The sequence below is a fragment of the Alishewanella sp. HL-SH05 genome (assembly GCF_052655985.1).
In genome coordinates this window covers 1,485,386-1,501,836 of record NZ_CP199753.1, presented here as the reverse complement: position 1 = coordinate 1,501,836, position 16,451 = coordinate 1,485,386, and the positions used below count along the sequence as shown (strand labels likewise).

Genomic DNA, 16,451 nt, shown 5'->3' with positions numbered 1-16,451 from the left:
TCCAAACGAGACTCGCGCATTAGATTATTCGAGGGTTATTCTACAACCCGAACGCGTTCAAGCACCGCTGAAGTATCTTTTAACCCCACCGTGGTAGCGCCACCGATCACGTAAATCGCGTTATCTAAGGTCACGGCACCTAAACCATGCCGTGGTATCGGCATGGCAGGCAGTGCTTGCCAAGTATTACTCTCGGGCTGATAAGCCCAAGCTTCGCTATACACACCGCCGCCGTCGGTAAAGTACTCACCACCAAATACCCATATTTGCTGATCAATCACAGCTGCTGCTAGGCCACCTTGCGCCTGGGGTAACGGGGCTAACGTTTGCCATTTACCGCTTAGCGGATCAAAACGTTGCAACAGCGCTAAATTACTGCCCCCTACTTGCCGACCACCAACGATATAAAATTGTTCAGCCAAATTAACGGCAGCAGCGCTATTAAACGCCTGTGAAAGTGCCGGTGCTTCTTGCACGCTTAAAGTAACAGGGTCAAAGATCCAGTGCCAATTCACATCGGCTTGATCGCGCCACTGCGCATTTTCTAGAGCAATCGGTGAACGACCTGAAGCGAAATGCACTTTATTAGCGATCACCACGGCCGTGGTTTCGGTTAACGGCTTTGGCAGTTGCCCTACGTTTTGCCAACGCTTTGCCGCTTCATCTAAACGCAAAATATCTGCACTAGCACTCCAACGGCCATCATTCGCCTCTACAAAACCACCGAACAGGAATAACTGCTGTTGCACCGACACCAAATAAGCATGATGCCGCGGTGCAGGTAACTCTGCTGCTAATGACCAGCTATCGTTGGCAGGATCGTACACTTGCACCAGTGCGGTCATTTGCTGCACGCTCATATCCAGACTATCGCTAAGCCCCCCGGCAACGTAGATTTTGCCGTTATGTGCTGCAGGATAAATTTCTTGCACCGCAAGCGGCATATCAGCTAAACGTTGCCACTGCGTCGTGGCAACGCTATTACAGGAATAGAGCAGAAAAAATAATATGATAATGCGCATTAAGGTCACTCCAGCAGCAATTAAACAGTAAGTGGGCTCATACCAAGCCGTGGTGTATTTGCTCACACAGTACATTGGCTTGGTATCAGTAAATGGCGGTTTAATTAGAGGTGGTCAGCTTGTTGCTTAAGATAATCACCACTATCCAGTAATCGGTTCATTAATTGATTATTCCAATCTTGCACAATAATTTGGGCACGGAACAACTGATAAAACTCGTATATGCTCACTAACATGATCAGCACGATACCGGTCAACCAAACACTGGTAAACAATAACGCGACACCCAGCGCAAAGCTTAAGATATTCAGCAGACCATGCCGCCATTGCTGCAGATAGAAGTGATGCAAACCCGCTACAAAAAACCAGTTCAGAGCAGCGTAGGTATCGGGATCTTTCAGTTGGTCTTTTACTAACTGATAAAAGGCTTGGCGCTGAGCATCGGGCAAGGCCGCTGTGCGCGAGCGTAGCGCCTCTTCCTGAGCATCCACCTCAATTTGCTTTAGCATCTTCAGTCTCCGGTACCGGCTCAATACATTTACAAAAACTATCATGTTGGCTACAACGGCGGATCCGTCGCCACCCCAATGACACACCACGGCGCACACCATAGCGCTCAATTGCAATATAAGTATAAGCAGAACAGGTGGGTTCAAAGTTGCAGTCAACCGCAAACCAGCGCTGACCACCGCCGGTTCGCCGATAATAAGCGATTAGCTTTAACAGCAACGACTTGAGCATTTAACGCCCTAAAGTAACGATCATCGCTTCACGGCTCCAAAACAGCCAAAAGCGTTTTTGCTCAATCACCTGAAAAACCACTTGCCAACCTTGTGCGGCTTGCGCGTTTAGCTCGGCTTCGACTTTTTTCAACGGTAAACCCGATGCGCCTAAAAAGATAGTGCCACAGCCGCCCTCGGCGATATGTAAAACTTTGTATTCACGATATGTTGTTGCCATGACGAATTCCTTGATAAGTAGAATAGAAGCGGCTAGGCGCACTGCCGCTAATTAGGTTTTAACTTTTTACGATATTATCAGTTGCTGTATCAGAAGCAACCACAGTGGCAGAGTCAAACATCCCAACACTGTCGATTGTGCAATTAGGGTCGCCACACTTTGCCGATCCGCACCAAATAACGAGGCCAATACATGCGCAGCTGCAGCCGTTGGTAAAGCCGCAAATAACACCAGTACCGCACTGGGCGCTGCCGCTAAACCTAACCATTGCGTACCTAGCAACATGCATGCGGGTAAAATCAGTAGTTTAATGCTGTTTAGTGCTAACTGAAAACGGGTAATTTGTGCTAAAGCCCGCCAGTTGATTGCCGCCCCAATAGATAACAAGGCCAGTGGGATCGCAGCCTGCGCCAGCTTACTTAACGCAAGCCATAACGGTTCAGGTAAACGAACATTTAATAACGAAAAGCTGATACCCGCGAGGCTGGCAATTAAAAAAGGATTGGTCACTAACTGGCGAAGTATATGCCGTTTCGTTAGCTGTTGGCCGCGTGATAACGCCGCTACGGCTAAGAGATTGGCTAAGGGAACTGCTAACCCTATCGCAATTGACATCAAACCGCGATAGTCCTGCGGAAACACTTGCACCACTGCGAGCGCCACCGCGGCGTTAAAACGCCAAGCGGTTTGCCACATCCCCGCAAAATCAAGAAAACGCGCTGGCCCCCAACCCCGCACCATAGCTCCTAAGGCACAAGCTATTAAAATAACCGACCACACCCCCGTACCCATGATCGCCAAATCAGTCCAAGCGGGTGCACTGCGTAAGGTACTCACAAAAATTAAAGCGGGAAATAGCAGATAATAATTAAGGGTATCAATACCTTGCCAAGTGGCACTAGGTAAAGCACGACGTAAACCCATGCCGCCGAGTAATAACAGTAAATCAGGTAACAGCGGAAGATAAAAAGGCGGCATGCTACAACTCCAAAACAGGCTAGCTAACTGATAACTGATAAGTGTTCACTGAGCCGATGAGTATACCTTTTTGCCTTAGGCGTGACAGCCATTGGTCCTCGATATTTAACATGCCTTAAATGGCCTTGATAACCTTACGAAAACAGCCTACTTTACGCGTTTGATTAGCCTTTTAGCCCAAACGTTAAACAGCCGCCGCGCTAACAAAATAAAAAGCCCTGAGTTAAACAACACAGGGCCTTAAGGTATGACGATTTAAAGCAGTCGCTTCGCTAACTTAACGATCCAACTCCATGACTTTGCTCCATGCCGCCACGAAGTCGTTAACGAATTTCTGCTTAGAGGTTTCAAAGGCATAAACCTCGGCCACCGCACGCAGCTCTGAATTTGACCCAAAAATCAGATCCACTGACGTTGCCGTCCATTTTTGTGCGCCTGATATGCGATCAAAGCCCTCGTAAACGCCATCGTTAGCCGACTTTTTCCACACGGTTGACATATCTAACAAGTTAACGAAAAAGTCGTTATTTAATGTACCAGGTTTAGTGGTTAACACACCGTGTTTACTGCCACTGTGGTTAGCATCTAATGCCCGTAAGCCACCGACTAGTACCGTCATTTCCGGCACGCTTAGATCTAACTGATCGGCTTTATCCACTAACATTTCCGTTGGTGAACGGTAGCTGTTTTTGCTGTCAAAGTAATTTCTAAAACCGTCTGCCGTTAACTCTAACAAGCTAAACGAATTGACGTCGGTTTGTGCCTGAGTGGCATCGCCACGACCCGGTGTAAAAGGTACATTAACGGTAAAACCGGCATCTTTTGCCGCTTTTTCAATTGCTGCAGCACCGCCTAACACGATTAAATCCGCTAACGACACTTGACGTCGGTTAGAGCGCGCATTAAAGGTTTTTTGCACTTCGGTTAACGCCGCTAACACCTTGGCGGTTTCTGCTGGGTTATTCACCGCCCAGTCTTTTTGCGGTGCTAACGCAATACGCGCACCATTGGCACCGCCCCGCATATCAGATTGACGGTAACTGGCTGCAGAAGCCCAAGCCACGCGCACTAGCTCTGGCACGCTTAAACCCGTTTCTAAAATCTTGGCTTTAAGATCTTTAACCGCTTTGGCATCAATCGTTGAATTGGTTTTCGCATCAATCGGATCTTGCCACACCAAGATATCTTGCGGCACGTCTTTACCCAAGAAGTTACGTGGTGGTCCCATGTCGCGGTGCGTTAACTTGTACCATGCCTTAGCAAAGGCTAAACGATACTCTTCAGGATCCGCTAAGAAGCGCTCCGCAATTTTGCGATATTCCGGATCCACTTTTAACGCCATATCCGCAGTCGTCATGACTGGTGCATTAAATTTGCCCGGTATATGTGCATCAGGCACCGCGGTATGCAGTGACTCGTCTGTTGGGATCCATTGAATGGCACCAGCGGGGCTACGCGTTTGCTTCCATTCAAAATTCAATAAGTTACTTAAATAGAGTGACGTCCAACGAGTCGGGGCTTGTGTCCAGGCGCCTTCTAAACCACTGGTGACGGTATCTTCAGAGTGACCTTTACCGCATTTGTTTTTCCAGCCTAAACCTTGCTCTTCAATACCGGCTGCAGCAGGCTCTGCGCCTACACAATCAGCGGGTTTGTGCGCACCGTGCATCTTACCGAAAGTGTGACCACCGGCAATCAACGCCAAGGTTTCTTCGTCATTCATGGCCATGCGTTCAAACGCGACCCGAATGTTTTTCGCTGAGCCCATGGGATCCGGCACGCCTTTTGGCCCCTCTGGATTGACATAAATTAAGCCCATATGGGTGGCACCTAACGGCCGTTGTAATTTACCATCGCGATCTTCACGATCACTGGCTAACATTTCGACTTCTGGCCCCCAATACACCATATCCGGTTCCCAGTCGTCCGCTCGGCCACCAGCAAAGCCGTAGGTTTTAAAACCCATATTTTCTAGCGCAACGTTACCCGCCAGTACCATTAAATCAGACCATGATAACGACTCACCGTATTTTTGTTTAATGGGCCATAACAAACGACGAGCTTTGTCCAAATTGCCATTATCAGGCCAGCTATTTAACGGGTCAAAGCGTTGCTGACCACCACCGGCGCCACCTCGGCCATCAAGGGTGCGATAAGTCCCCGCGCTGTGCCAGGTCATCCGAATAAAAAACGGGCCATAATTGCCGAAGTCGGCAGGCCACCAATCTTGAGAAGTGGTGAGCAGTTTATCGATATCTTGTTTAACTTTATCCAGATCCAGTTTGTTAAAAGCATCGGCATAACTAAAGTTGGCGCCATAGGGATTTGAACGCGCATCATGATCGCGCAGTGCAGACAGATCCAGTTGATCCGGCCACCAGAATTGATTATTTTTCGCTTGGCCTTCTTTTGCCATACCTGTGCCCATAGCGCCTTTGGGCTTAGTCATTTCGGCCTTGCCATGATTGTCACTTAAGGCACTGCCAGACAACAACAACATACTCATGGCTATCGCAACAGCGGTTTTATTAAAACGTTGTTTTTTCATTATAAGGTTCCTTTGCGTTTACGTTTCTACACCTGTAGTAAAAACGGTATTTCACTCTAAAGATTGCAGCACAGACGTGTGAGCTACAAATTGGTTTACCCATGCCGGCATGTCTGTTTGGCTTTGCTGTCTTGGCTTGGATAACAACGCACTTAAAGAGTATAGCAATTGACTAATAGATTAGAGTGAATTAAAACGATTACCCTAATCGACTAATATGATGAAAGCAAAAATGCGATGGGTGAAATGGCCGTGATGCAGCGATTTAGCTGAGGTGAACAGTTTGAGGATCTTAGCAGACATAAAAAAATCGCTGATAGCTTAAGCTGACCAGCGATTTTTTAGTAAGTTAAGCCAAAAAGATTAGCCCAACAAGAAAGGATGATTAATTAACGACTGGCGGCAAAGCCATCCGCTTGAATTGATACCCGAGTCACTTCGCCCAGCGTTTGCGCAAATGAGGCTAGCTCATCTGCTTTACCCACTAACACAAACTGCAACTGTTGCTGTGGGAAATATTGCTGAATCAACCGCTGTGTATCCGCTAAGGTCAGGCTATCCACTTTTTGCTCAAAGTCGTTAATGTAGCCTTTATCTAGCTGATACAAATGCATGCTACCGAGTAAATTCGCTAACTGGCTATTCGTTTCATAATCGGGTGGAAACTGGCCTTTCACATAAGCTTTAGCCGAGTCTAAGGTTGCTTGGTCGATGCCCTGCTGCCACAGTTTACTGTAGGTTTTCAGGGCTAATTCAATGGTTTGTTGGCTGGTTTCGCTACGAGTAAAGGTACTGATCTGAAAAGCACCACCGCGACTTAACGCACTAAAACCTGAACGCGCGCCATAGGTCAGGCCGCTGTTAACGCGCAGCTCATCATTTAACCATGAGGTAAAACGGCCACCTAAAATGGTATTGATCACTTCTAAGCCAACAAAATCAGGGTTGTTTTGACTGACCCCGACACCACCGAACATTAATGTGGTCTCTGTTGCATCGGCTTTATCCACTAACAACACCCGCGCTTGGCTGGGCTTACTGACCTCAGCTAATGCGGGTTTTACTGCACTTTGCCCTTGCCAGTCAGCAAAACGCGCTGTTAGTTGCGCCGTTAAGTCGCTCACTTGAAAATCACCGGTGACCACAATGGCAATATTATCGGGTTGATAATAACGCTGATAAAACTCCGTAACCGCTCTTAAATCCAGAGAAGCCAGGGATCGCTCGCTGCCACTTCTGGCTTTGGCATAAGGATGGTTGCCATACAGCAGAGCATCAAAATAACTGCCAATCACATTACGCGGGCTTTCTTTGGCTTGTTGCTGTTGTGCCACTAACCGTGCATGTAATTTGCTAAATTCTGCCGCATCAAACGTCGGTTGCCTTAGCACCGCCGCTAAAATATCCAGCATGCTGTCGGTATCTTTTTGCATAAAGTCCATGCTGAGGTAGCTGGCTTCTTTACCGGCCACGCTATTTAAACTGGCACCAATAAAATCAGTGGCTTGCTCTAGCTGTTGCTTGTTTTTATCGCCAGCACCTAACAACAGGCTTTGTGCGGTTAAAAAGGCTTCGCCACCGCGCTGATCCAGAATGGCACCGGCGCTAATGACCGCCTGCACGCTTAATAAGGGCACTTCATGTTGCGGCATTAAATACAGCGTTAAGCCATTGGGCAGCACCACTTGCTGATAATCCGGTAACTTAAATGCCGATACCGACGGTGCGTTATCGCTAGCATTTGACGCAGGGGCAGTTACTGCGGGAGCAGTCAGGCTGCAACCACTGAGCGCCAGACTCGTAGCCAGCACAAGACATACCGCTAGCTTATTTTTGATGAAGTGTTTCATTGATCGGTCTCCTCGTTAGCGGCCAAAATGCCAACGGTGCGGTTTGCCCGAGTTAAATAGCGTGCGGCCACCCGTTGAATATCGGCGGCACTCACTTGATTAAACAGCTCGGCTGTTTGATATAACTTGCGGTAATCACCAAAATACAATTGGTAAGTACCAATGTTATCGGCTTTACCATTAATGGTTTGCATCTCGCGATAAAAATTCATCAGCTGAATATTTTTAGCCTTTTCTAGCTCATTCGCGGTTACGCCGTTTTGGGCCAACGCGCTTAGCGCCTGCAATAACGCTTGTTCTAAGGTGCTTGCCGCAACCCCGGGGCGAGCCACGGCATAGATATAAAATAAATTGGGATCAAACGATAACGGCACATTGGTGAACACGTTGGTGGCAAGTTGTTGCTCAACGAGGGCTTGATGCAAACGCGAGCTATTGCCGCTGCTGAGAATGGTGCTAAGTAGCTCTAATGCATAGTAATCGGCATCGGAGGTCGCAGGTACATGATAGCCCAGCATAATATTGGCTGAGGTGGCGGAGGCTTTAGTCACAAACACCCTGCGCTCACCCGTTTGCTCTGGCTCAACGGTTTTTACCGCGCGCGGTGAAGGTTGCGCGGGGATCGGCGCAAAATATTGCTCGGCTAAGCGTTTTACTTCCGCAAGGGTCACGGCACCGGCAATCACCACTACCGCGTTGTTCGGTGCATAATAAGTTTTATGATACTGCTCTAGATCCTTGATGTCCCAGGATTGAATATCTGACTCATGCCCGATCACCGACCAACTATAAGGATGTGCTTGAAAGGCCACGCCTTTTAATGCTTCGCTTAAGGTGCGGTAATTGGAGTTTTCCAGGCCGGTGCTGCGCTCGGAGATCACCACGCCGGTTTCACTGGCTACCATGTCTGGATCAATATCTAAATCGGCAATGCGATCCGCTTCTAAATCAAAGATCGTTTCCAGTGCGGTGTTCGGAAACCAATTGGTATACACGGTTAAGTTTTCCGTGGTGTAGGCGTTATTCGCACCACCTGCCGCTTCCATCACCTGGTCAAACATTTTCGGGCCGTATTTTTTTGAACCGTTAAACATCATGTGCTCAAAAAAATGTGAAATGCCGGTAATACCGGGCGCTTCGTTGCGTGAGCCGACTTTCCAAAATAAATACATATTAGCATTCGGGATCGAGTGATCTTCTAACACTAAAATTTGCATTCCGTTTTCAAGGGTAAATTGCTGAACTTGCCCAGCGGTATTCGCCAGTGCTGGCAAAGCGGTAATGCTCGCCAGCCCCAGCCAACACGCCCAGCGTCTGGCGGTGGAAAAAAATGTCATAACGGCTCCTTAACGATTACCTGTGCGGTAAATGAGTGCAACACGATATATCTGCTGGCATAGGTTGTAAAGCAAGGCTCAGCCTTAACACCGCGCTTATGGTTTACATTACTGATTATTTTAATAACAAATCGTCGCTGATCGGGATAAAACGGCTCGCTGCATTCACTAAGGCTTGCGCGGTGAGGCTTGGCACGCCATACACTTCGACTTCGGTGTGATATTTGTCAATGAGCCGCTGTGCTAACAGTGCAAAATCGCCATCGCCCGACAGTAAGATCAGTGTGTCACTACTGGCACCGTATTCAATCGCATCTAGCGTAATACCCACATCCCAATCGCCCTTTGCACTGCCATCGGCGCGTTGTATAAAAGGCTTTAATTTCACTTCAAAACCGATAGCCCGCAGAATATTTTGAAATTGTCGCTGCTTTTCATCGCCACGTTCAATGGCATAGGCAATCGCTTTGACTACGGTGCGATTAGCCGTAGCCAGGCGCCAGAAGGCGTTGTAATCAAAGTTACGCTGATAGGCTTCTCGGCTGGTGTAGTAGATGTTTTGCACATCGACCAGAATGGTCACACTGCTCATTGAAATACTCGTTAAAGAGAAAAAGCCACGCTAACTGGCAATGTAGCGTGGCGCAAGCTTTTTAATGGCACGCTGCGGCTAATGCCGATATCACTGAGGCAGACAACCGCCGGAGTGCTGACGCCTGTTCAGCCCGGTTTCACAACAAAGTCCCGTGCTCCTAACTCTTTTGCTAAAGCACGTAAGGCACTTTGCTGTTTTACCGGTTCATAGGCAAAACAACTGACATACAATCCCGCGTCACTGGCGGTGTGAATAAACTGGCAAACCTCACTAAAGCCATGCTGTTTTGGCTGGACAAGCTGCTGATAAGCGGGCGGATTGGTGGCAGGTAAAAAAATCTCGATGCGCTCAACTTCAAGATCGACTAATTGCTGACAAAGCGCTACAGCCTTGTCTGCCGCGACCAAACCATAGCTCACCAGCGTGATCGGTACGCCATGGCGTTGCCGTTTAAAATCCGGTATCACCTGTTTTAATAAATCGAGCTGTAATAACGGATCACCAATACCCGCTATTGCCATACCCTGCAGCTCAAACTCGGTAGAGGCTTGCTGCTCATAACCGGCAACATAAGCCTGCTCTGCAGCATCAAGCAGTTGCTCAGCCGTTGGCGCAGCAGTCAGTTGCGTTAATAAGGTGCGGTTTTCGCCAAATATTAATAACGACTGTGCTGCTGGAAGTTCGCTGCCACATTGCAAGGTTAAACGCTGATCATCAAAATATCGAAAAGGGCTGGCACTCATAGTGTCTCCTGCATACAGCTAAATAGAAGCAAACAGCATGACAAAATGCCGCCACCATCGCAAGGTCATGCTGAATAGCGCATTAAAGCCTACATGACAAAAGGTAGGGTATCGTGCTACAAGCTAGCAAGCCAAACACAATTTTTGGGTGTCCAAACCCGTAACGTTATCGTCAATTGGAGTGATCTGTGAGCGCATTAACACACCTAGCCTTAATACTCTTTAGCTTAGTGCTATTACCCGCACAGGCTGCAAGTTCTTATGATAATGCTTTGAGCTATCAGCCAGAGCAACAGATCTTGCCAACGCTTCCAGTATTGGAGCAAAAAGCCTTAGCTGAAAACAAATTATTACTCGTTGCGTTGGGCGCAAGCTGGTGTCATGACAGTGTGGCGTTACTGGAACGCTTTGCCGAGCCGACCTTAGCTGCCGCCTTAGCCGAACGGTTTGAAATAGTGTTGGTTGATGTCGCTTATTTACAATATGGTCAAGCGACCACCACGCGCTATCAGCTGCCCCTTTATTATGGCACGCCGACGGTGATGATTATTGACCCCAGTAATCGCCAGCTGTTGAATAAACCCGATTTAATGCAGTGGACCAATGCGGCCTCTTTTGATGAAGGGGCCTACCAGCAGTATTTTTTAACCACCCACTTTAAACAACAATTTGCCGCAACACAGCAACCTGCGCTAACTGAAGCCGCACAGCAGCACATTCGTGATTTTGAAGAGCAGCAAGCCGCCACTTTAGCCATGGGTTATCAGCACTTGAGCCCGTTGTTAGCGGCCTATGAGACCGATCCGCAGGCCGATCGCACTGAGTTTATGGCCGTATGGGATGAAGTAAAACGTTTTCGTGGCAGTATTATTGCCGATGTGCAAGCGCTACAGCAAGCGGCGATGCTTGATGCGCACTCGCCTTTAAAGATACCAAGCTATAACGAATTTAGTTTTCTAAAACCGGCCGACGCGGACAAAGAGAAGACAAATTAATAAAAAGCGTACACTAATGCTGATCAGTTAGTGTTCAGCATGACGCGGTTTGCTCACATCAACACGCCATGAATCATCCCTGAGGCTCGATTATAAACTTCATCCTTGAAGTTCACCCTTTCGGGCCAGCAGAGCTGTTCAAATTCGTTCCCTACGAATTTGTTCGGCCATCCATGGCCTTCAACGGTTGATTTAGAGCAAACAGGTCATGCTTAACTGATTTGGATTACAGCCTACATTGTGTTTTTTGCAATCACGTTGTGCCGCGCTATTGCGCAACAATCACTGGCACTAACACTTCATTGCGTCGCATAAACCAAGGCATTAATGGAGGGTTGTAACGAGCCCAAGACGGCTCACCCGCTACTTGGTATCCCTTGTCGTTGATCCACTGCATCAGTTTTTCTTTGTGGCGCAAATACCCTTTCTCACTCCAAAAACCAGAATAAGTGATAGCGGCCATGCGTTGTGCTGGCACTTGCCGAATTTTGACTAAAGGATCACGCGGCTCTGGAATGGTATCAAGCGTAAATTCAGCTGGCATCATAAAACTGACTAACCAACGCCCGGCTTGCTGTTGCTGGCCGACCGGTGTGGTCATATCAATTTTTTGCCCTTCTGCGGCTTGACCAACCGGTGTCGTCATCGCAATGTCTTGCCGAGCGGCATTATTACCCGAAATGTATTTAAACAAACGCTGAAAAGCCGCATTACCCGCCTCATCAAACTCGGCCGCAACGGCGGTTTCTGCCACGATATGCGGCTCGTACAAACGCAGCTCAAAATCGCGCTCAGACACTTCAACCGCATATTTTGCCTCTTCGATAGCCAACGCTTTAGCCGCGAAAAGCGACAACAGTAATAACAGAGTTGTTCTTAATAATGTCAAGTTAAATATCCTTAGGTTGAATACGCATTAACTGGGAAACGTAAACGCTGCATGCGGTTGTTAGGGCTATCAACGCGCTTAAGCCACAATACGATCAATCTCACGGCGGTTTTATTTATTAAATACCAGAGGGGTTACTCAGTATCATGGCATCGGCATAACAACGCTTGATGAAACAATACTTTTACTGAAGGATAACAGGCAGTCTAAACAGTGTGATGATTGCAGCAGGCGCTGCTGCAACGCCCTACTGCAGCAGATAGTTAGATAAATGCAGTAGGGCTAACACCGCACCCTACTGCAATTTTTTAAGCTAAGGCTTATTCTACCATTACGGTGCGCACAGCCGGTTTATCCGTAAACGGTTTGATACCTAATTTGGGATAAACTTCACTTGGATAATAAAACACGCCGCCGCGAGATACCAAGCTGATTGTTTTCACCGCTTTAAAATCGACGGTGGGATCATTCGGCACTAAGAAGAAGTCGGCTAATTTGCCCGCTTCAATACTGCCAAGCTCAGTATGCCCCATATATTTGGCCATATCGTAACTGGCTAATTTCAGCAGTTCAGCTGGGCTAAAGCCAAGCTGTTGATACAGTTCCAATTCACGGTGCAGCGTAAAAGCACCGCCTAAATCAGTACCGGGCACAATAAAGATGCCTTTTTCGCGCATCATGGTTAATGTTTTAACAATTTGCTCGTAAGCACCGCGATAAGCCGCATCTTGTTCCGGGCTTGTCACCTGTACCATCGACACCTTGGCACTACGCTGCACACCCGGTGGCATGTTATCAATATAATCTAATACCGCACGCTGTGTTTCACCGTTGCGCGATAACAACAAACGCTCATGAATAGCTAACGTGGGCTCCATCGCAACGTTATTATCACGCATTAGTTGCAAGGTATACTGTACCGGTTCACTGTTTAAATCCAGCGCGGGTAAGCGGTCTAAGGCCGTTAAGCGCAGCAAGGTGCGCGTATCTTCATCTGGCTGCAACACCCAACCGAGCATCACTTGGTTGATATGCGTTAGCTCATGATAACCGGCTTTGATCATGGCATTGGCATTAGAAAACGCGGGTACATGACCTGACACACGCATACCGCGCGCTTTGGCAAGTTCGGCCATTGCCGGTACCCACTCACCTTTCATACTGTTATAAATTTTGATACCTGGAAAACCGTTATCGGCATAGGTTTGCACTGCGGCTAAAGCCTGTGCTTCGGTTTCAACTAAAATACCGTTGTTATTGTTGGTGGGGCTTTTACCTTCAATCATGCCATAGCGGGAAATGCGCGGCCCAGCCAAAATACCCGCATCAATTTTACCGATTAACTCACCCAGTACCTCTAACGAGTTACCCATGTCACGAATGGACGTTACACCCGCTAATACATTCATCAAGCCATCATCATCGCCAACATGGCCATGCATATCATATAGACCCGGTAACAAGCTGCCACCATTACCGGTAATTTCGGTTTCACCCGGTTGTGTGGCTTCCTCTAACGGGGCAATGCGCTCAATGCGACCATCTTTAACCAATACCGATACCGGCTCAGATAAGGCCAGTTGCTCCGGTTGAAATACCCGCACATTACGAATACGCACGACGCCATCGTAACGATGGGCAAATTCTGCCTGAATGGCTTCAAAGCGTTGAGTAGAATAGTTGGCAGAACGTTGGCGCAGCTGTGCTTCTTCTGCTTCAAAACCTTCACGGATCACAATAAAACGCGGGTTAATAAAGGCAAAAAAGCGCAGTTGCTCATCGAGCACTAAATAATCGGGATCTAAATCTGCACCCGATAAGGCATAAGTGCTTACTGTTAATTCGCTGCCGTTATTATCAACAACCAGGCTTTCCAGCTTTTCTATTGATAATTGCCCTGCAGGTAACGCCGGTAACATTTTGGCTGGGGTATCTAATAACGCCTTGGCCATAATATAGGCACTATATGGGCTGCTATTTTGTGGCACATACAAGGCCATACCCGGCACCGTTTTTTGATCAGCACCGGTGGCATCTTGCCAACTAACTTGCTCGGCAGAGCGCTGCATCTGCTCGCTGATACTATTACCAAAGGTGGTATTACCATTAATTTGCCATGCCGTGGGTAACCCCTGCGCATCTAAACTGAGGATCTCTTTTGAGGCAGGGCCGCGACCATTGCTTTTATAATCATAATCAATACTGATCTGACTACCGGCAGTCATAACATGCAAATGCCCAACACGGTTGCCATTTAACATCACCGTAAAATGTTCTTCGCTGGGTGTTTCGCTAGTCGAGGTTGGCGCCGGTTTGGAGCAGCCAAACAGCATGCCCAACATGACACCACATAACAATAATCGCATTTCAGCTCTCCTTTGAGGCTTTTAAAAGACTTATGGGCTGCAACTCATCTTGGATAAGTAATGCAACTGGCAAACAAGTTGTTAGGTGTAGTTAAACGCTGTGCTGTAAGCCCACCTTGGTGGTGGCGGTGCTTCCGCTAACCCAGCCGCTTAAAATGAGTCTATCCTGCACTACGCAAAACACCAATGGCTGCGCGGCTAGTGCACTTCATTAAAAGACAGTTGGTAGAAATGTGTTTGTACCATAACAACAGCCCTGCTTTTAAGAACGGCGGGTATTTATGGATATTATTTGTGAATTTTTATAAAAAGAGATTAGCGTTTTAAGCGCCGTTTTAAAGATGATTCACCGGAAGAAATCAACATGCAAAGTTTGAACATTCATGGCAAGCATTCGCATTTTGAGGTGTTTAACTTAACCTCAATACAGCAACTGCCATGAATGTTCTCTTAGCATTTTACACTTTAATTAACCCTCAAAATTTTCTTAGCGTTCATTAGGGAAATAATCTCTGAAAATCAAGTTTAGGTTTCAAATTTTGAGCTGATCCGAGCCAATGACTCAGATAACGCCTTAAGCTCACTGGCAATACCATTCACATCACTTTGCACTGTTTTGGAGTTAACAAAAGAGGTAATCATTTTATTCGTATTGCTCACAATTTGTTCGGCCACCATGGTTTGCTCTTCGGTAGCGGTAGCAATCTGCGCATTAAGCAAACTAATTTGTTGAACTTCACCACTTATCTGCTCTATGGAAACACCTGCATCTGCTGCTAAAGTAGCAGAATGCGCTGCGTTTTTTACTGCCTGCTGCATAATGCTAACGGCTTGACTAACATTCTGTGTTAACTCACCCACTACATTTTGCACCTGAATAACCGACTGAGCTGTTTTAGTAGATAAATTACGCACTTCGTCTGCTACAACAGAAAAACCACGGCCATGATCGCCCGCTCGGGCCGCTTCAATGGCAGCGTTTAATGCGAGTAGGTTTGTTTGGTCAGCAATAGCGTTAATGCTACTGAGAATTTGCGTCACGTTCTTAGTTTTTTCAGCTAATTCAGTAATCACGGCCTGCGCTTGTGAAATCTCGGTAGAAAGCCCCTCAGAAAAATCTACCGCATGGGTCGTTTTATCAAAGCCGTGCTTCGCTAATTGGCTAGCCTTTTCAGCAGAAATAGCCGCGTCGTTAGCTGATTGACTAATATCTCTAACAGACATTTGCATTTCTGCCATGCTTTGACTGACCGTTTCTGAATCCAAGCTTTGCTCATTTGTCATTAATTGAAGATCTTTCATACCAGAAGCAAGATTACGAGAGCTTTTTGTTAATGGGTCTACCGCATGTGCAAGCTCATTAAAAGAGTCTTGTAACATACTAATAAAGGAATTGAACTCAATAGCAACTTTACCCAGCTCATCATCACTATTTACCGGCAAACGGCTTGCTAAATTTCCTTTACCACTGGCTAATTCGGCTAGAGACGAGCCTAGGGTTTTTGCAGATTGGCTAATTCTGTTGGCAATAATGTGACCTAATCCTGCTGTTAATAAAAGTAAGACTCCACCCAGTAATAAAATGACTTTTAATGAACGTTCTGAGTTGTCAGATACATCAGAAATGGCCTTAGCAAAACGCTGATCAGCTTGTTGCTCGAACTTAAGAAAATCAGCAGACAATGACTCATACAAGCTTGTTTTGGTCTCAACTTGTTTTTTGATTACATCAAAATCTACATCGCCGTCAATAAACCGCTGGGCGATATCAGAGGATAAGTTAGCATAATTGTTGGTTTCTTGAGAAAGCTGCTGCAATGAGTCAGCCCACTCAGGATTTAATGTTTTTAGTCGAACAAGTGTTTCGGAAATTCTTAATTGATTCTGTTTAGCTGTAGCAAGTAAATCGGGATCAGATAGCGTTACAGACTGGGTAAAAAACTCATCTAACGATACAAAATTGGTACGTACTTGCGAAGATAGCTTAGCAGTTTCATACATAAAATCTTGCATCTTCTGGGTCGCATCATTATTTTTAAGGGTAAACAATATACTCACTGTCACTACAGCAGAGAATGCAACAACGGCTAATGCAATCACTAGCCATATTTTGACAATTATTGATAAATTTCTCATAAGGCGACCTCAAAGCCGGCGGTATAACCGCC

14 protein-coding genes are annotated in these 16,451 nt (G+C 46.9%); 1 reads left to right on the top strand and 13 read right to left on the bottom strand.

Annotation, left to right across the window (positions count from 1 at the left end):
• Positions 1 to 35: 35 nt before the first annotated feature.
• The 10 genes from ACUJFL_RS06915 to ACUJFL_RS06870 all read right to left on the bottom strand — a co-directional run bounded on the left by ACUJFL_RS06915 (position 36) and on the right by ACUJFL_RS06870 (position 10,033).
• Entirely contained in the window at positions 36 to 1,022 is a 987-nt protein-coding gene (locus ACUJFL_RS06915; RefSeq protein ID WP_445428817.1) for a Kelch repeat-containing protein, read from the bottom strand.
• A 104-nt stretch (positions 1,023 to 1,126) separates the two neighbouring features.
• Positions 1,127 to 1,531: a TM2 domain-containing protein gene (locus tag ACUJFL_RS06910; RefSeq protein ID WP_226750787.1), complete on the bottom strand. Its 405-nt coding sequence runs from the start codon at positions 1,529 to 1,531 to the stop codon at positions 1,127 to 1,129.
• Complete coding sequence (yidD, locus tag ACUJFL_RS06905) at positions 1,515 to 1,763, bottom strand: membrane protein insertion efficiency factor YidD (protein WP_445428816.1); 249 nt, start codon at positions 1,761 to 1,763, stop codon at positions 1,515 to 1,517. Before yidD ends, ACUJFL_RS06910 begins: the two co-directional genes overlap by 17 nt.
• Positions 1,764 to 1,982, bottom strand: coding sequence for a DUF4177 domain-containing protein (locus tag ACUJFL_RS06900; protein WP_226750785.1), 219 nt, complete (start codon positions 1,980 to 1,982; stop codon positions 1,764 to 1,766).
• Positions 1,983 to 2,048: 66 nt separating this feature from the next.
• Positions 2,049 to 2,960: an AEC family transporter gene (locus ACUJFL_RS06895; protein WP_445428815.1), complete on the bottom strand. Its 912-nt coding sequence runs from the start codon at positions 2,958 to 2,960 to the stop codon at positions 2,049 to 2,051.
• Positions 2,961 to 3,237: 277 nt separating this feature from the next.
• Positions 3,238 to 5,508: a catalase/peroxidase HPI gene (gene katG / locus ACUJFL_RS06890; protein ID WP_445428814.1), complete on the bottom strand. Its 2,271-nt coding sequence runs from the start codon at positions 5,506 to 5,508 to the stop codon at positions 3,238 to 3,240.
• A 389-nt stretch (positions 5,509 to 5,897) separates the two neighbouring features.
• A complete protein-coding gene (locus ACUJFL_RS06885; RefSeq protein WP_445428813.1) occupies positions 5,898 to 7,358 on the bottom strand; it encodes a M16 family metallopeptidase in 1,461 nt (486 codons plus the stop codon).
• Positions 7,355 to 8,695, bottom strand: a complete 1,341-nt coding sequence (locus ACUJFL_RS06880) for a M16 family metallopeptidase (protein ID WP_445428812.1) — start codon at positions 8,693 to 8,695, stop codon at positions 7,355 to 7,357. The genes ACUJFL_RS06885 and ACUJFL_RS06880 overlap by 4 nt, the downstream gene beginning before the upstream one ends.
• Before the next feature lie 115 nt (positions 8,696 to 8,810).
• The gene (locus ACUJFL_RS06875) at positions 8,811 to 9,287 is read right to left on the bottom strand and encodes a LabA-like NYN domain-containing protein (RefSeq protein ID WP_226750779.1); all 477 of its coding nucleotides are present in this window, start codon (positions 9,285 to 9,287) and stop codon (positions 8,811 to 8,813) included.
• Between the two features lie 128 nt (positions 9,288 to 9,415).
• Entirely contained in the window at positions 9,416 to 10,033 is a 618-nt protein-coding gene (locus tag ACUJFL_RS06870) for a hydrolase TatD (protein ID WP_226750778.1), read from the bottom strand.
• Positions 10,034 to 10,221: 188 nt separating this feature from the next.
• On the opposite strand from ACUJFL_RS06870, the gene ACUJFL_RS06865 reads away from it, so the two are divergent.
• Positions 10,222 to 11,028, top strand: a complete 807-nt coding sequence (locus tag ACUJFL_RS06865; RefSeq protein ID WP_445428811.1) for a thioredoxin family protein — start codon at positions 10,222 to 10,224, stop codon at positions 11,026 to 11,028.
• 268 nt (positions 11,029 to 11,296) lie between these two features.
• Here ACUJFL_RS06865 and ACUJFL_RS06860 read toward each other — a convergent pair whose 3' ends face one another.
• The 3 genes from ACUJFL_RS06860 to ACUJFL_RS06850 all read right to left on the bottom strand — a co-directional run bounded on the left by ACUJFL_RS06860 (position 11,297) and on the right by ACUJFL_RS06850 (position 16,419).
• The gene (locus tag ACUJFL_RS06860) at positions 11,297 to 11,917 is read right to left on the bottom strand and encodes an SOUL family heme-binding protein (RefSeq protein ID WP_445426486.1); all 621 of its coding nucleotides are present in this window, start codon (positions 11,915 to 11,917) and stop codon (positions 11,297 to 11,299) included.
• A gap of 320 nt (positions 11,918 to 12,237) precedes the next feature.
• Positions 12,238 to 14,283: an amidohydrolase family protein gene (locus ACUJFL_RS06855; RefSeq protein ID WP_445426485.1), complete on the bottom strand. Its 2,046-nt coding sequence runs from the start codon at positions 14,281 to 14,283 to the stop codon at positions 12,238 to 12,240.
• A 525-nt stretch (positions 14,284 to 14,808) separates the two neighbouring features.
• Entirely contained in the window at positions 14,809 to 16,419 is a 1,611-nt protein-coding gene (locus tag ACUJFL_RS06850; protein ID WP_445426484.1) for a methyl-accepting chemotaxis protein, read from the bottom strand.
• Positions 16,420 to 16,451: the final 32 nt, after the last annotated feature.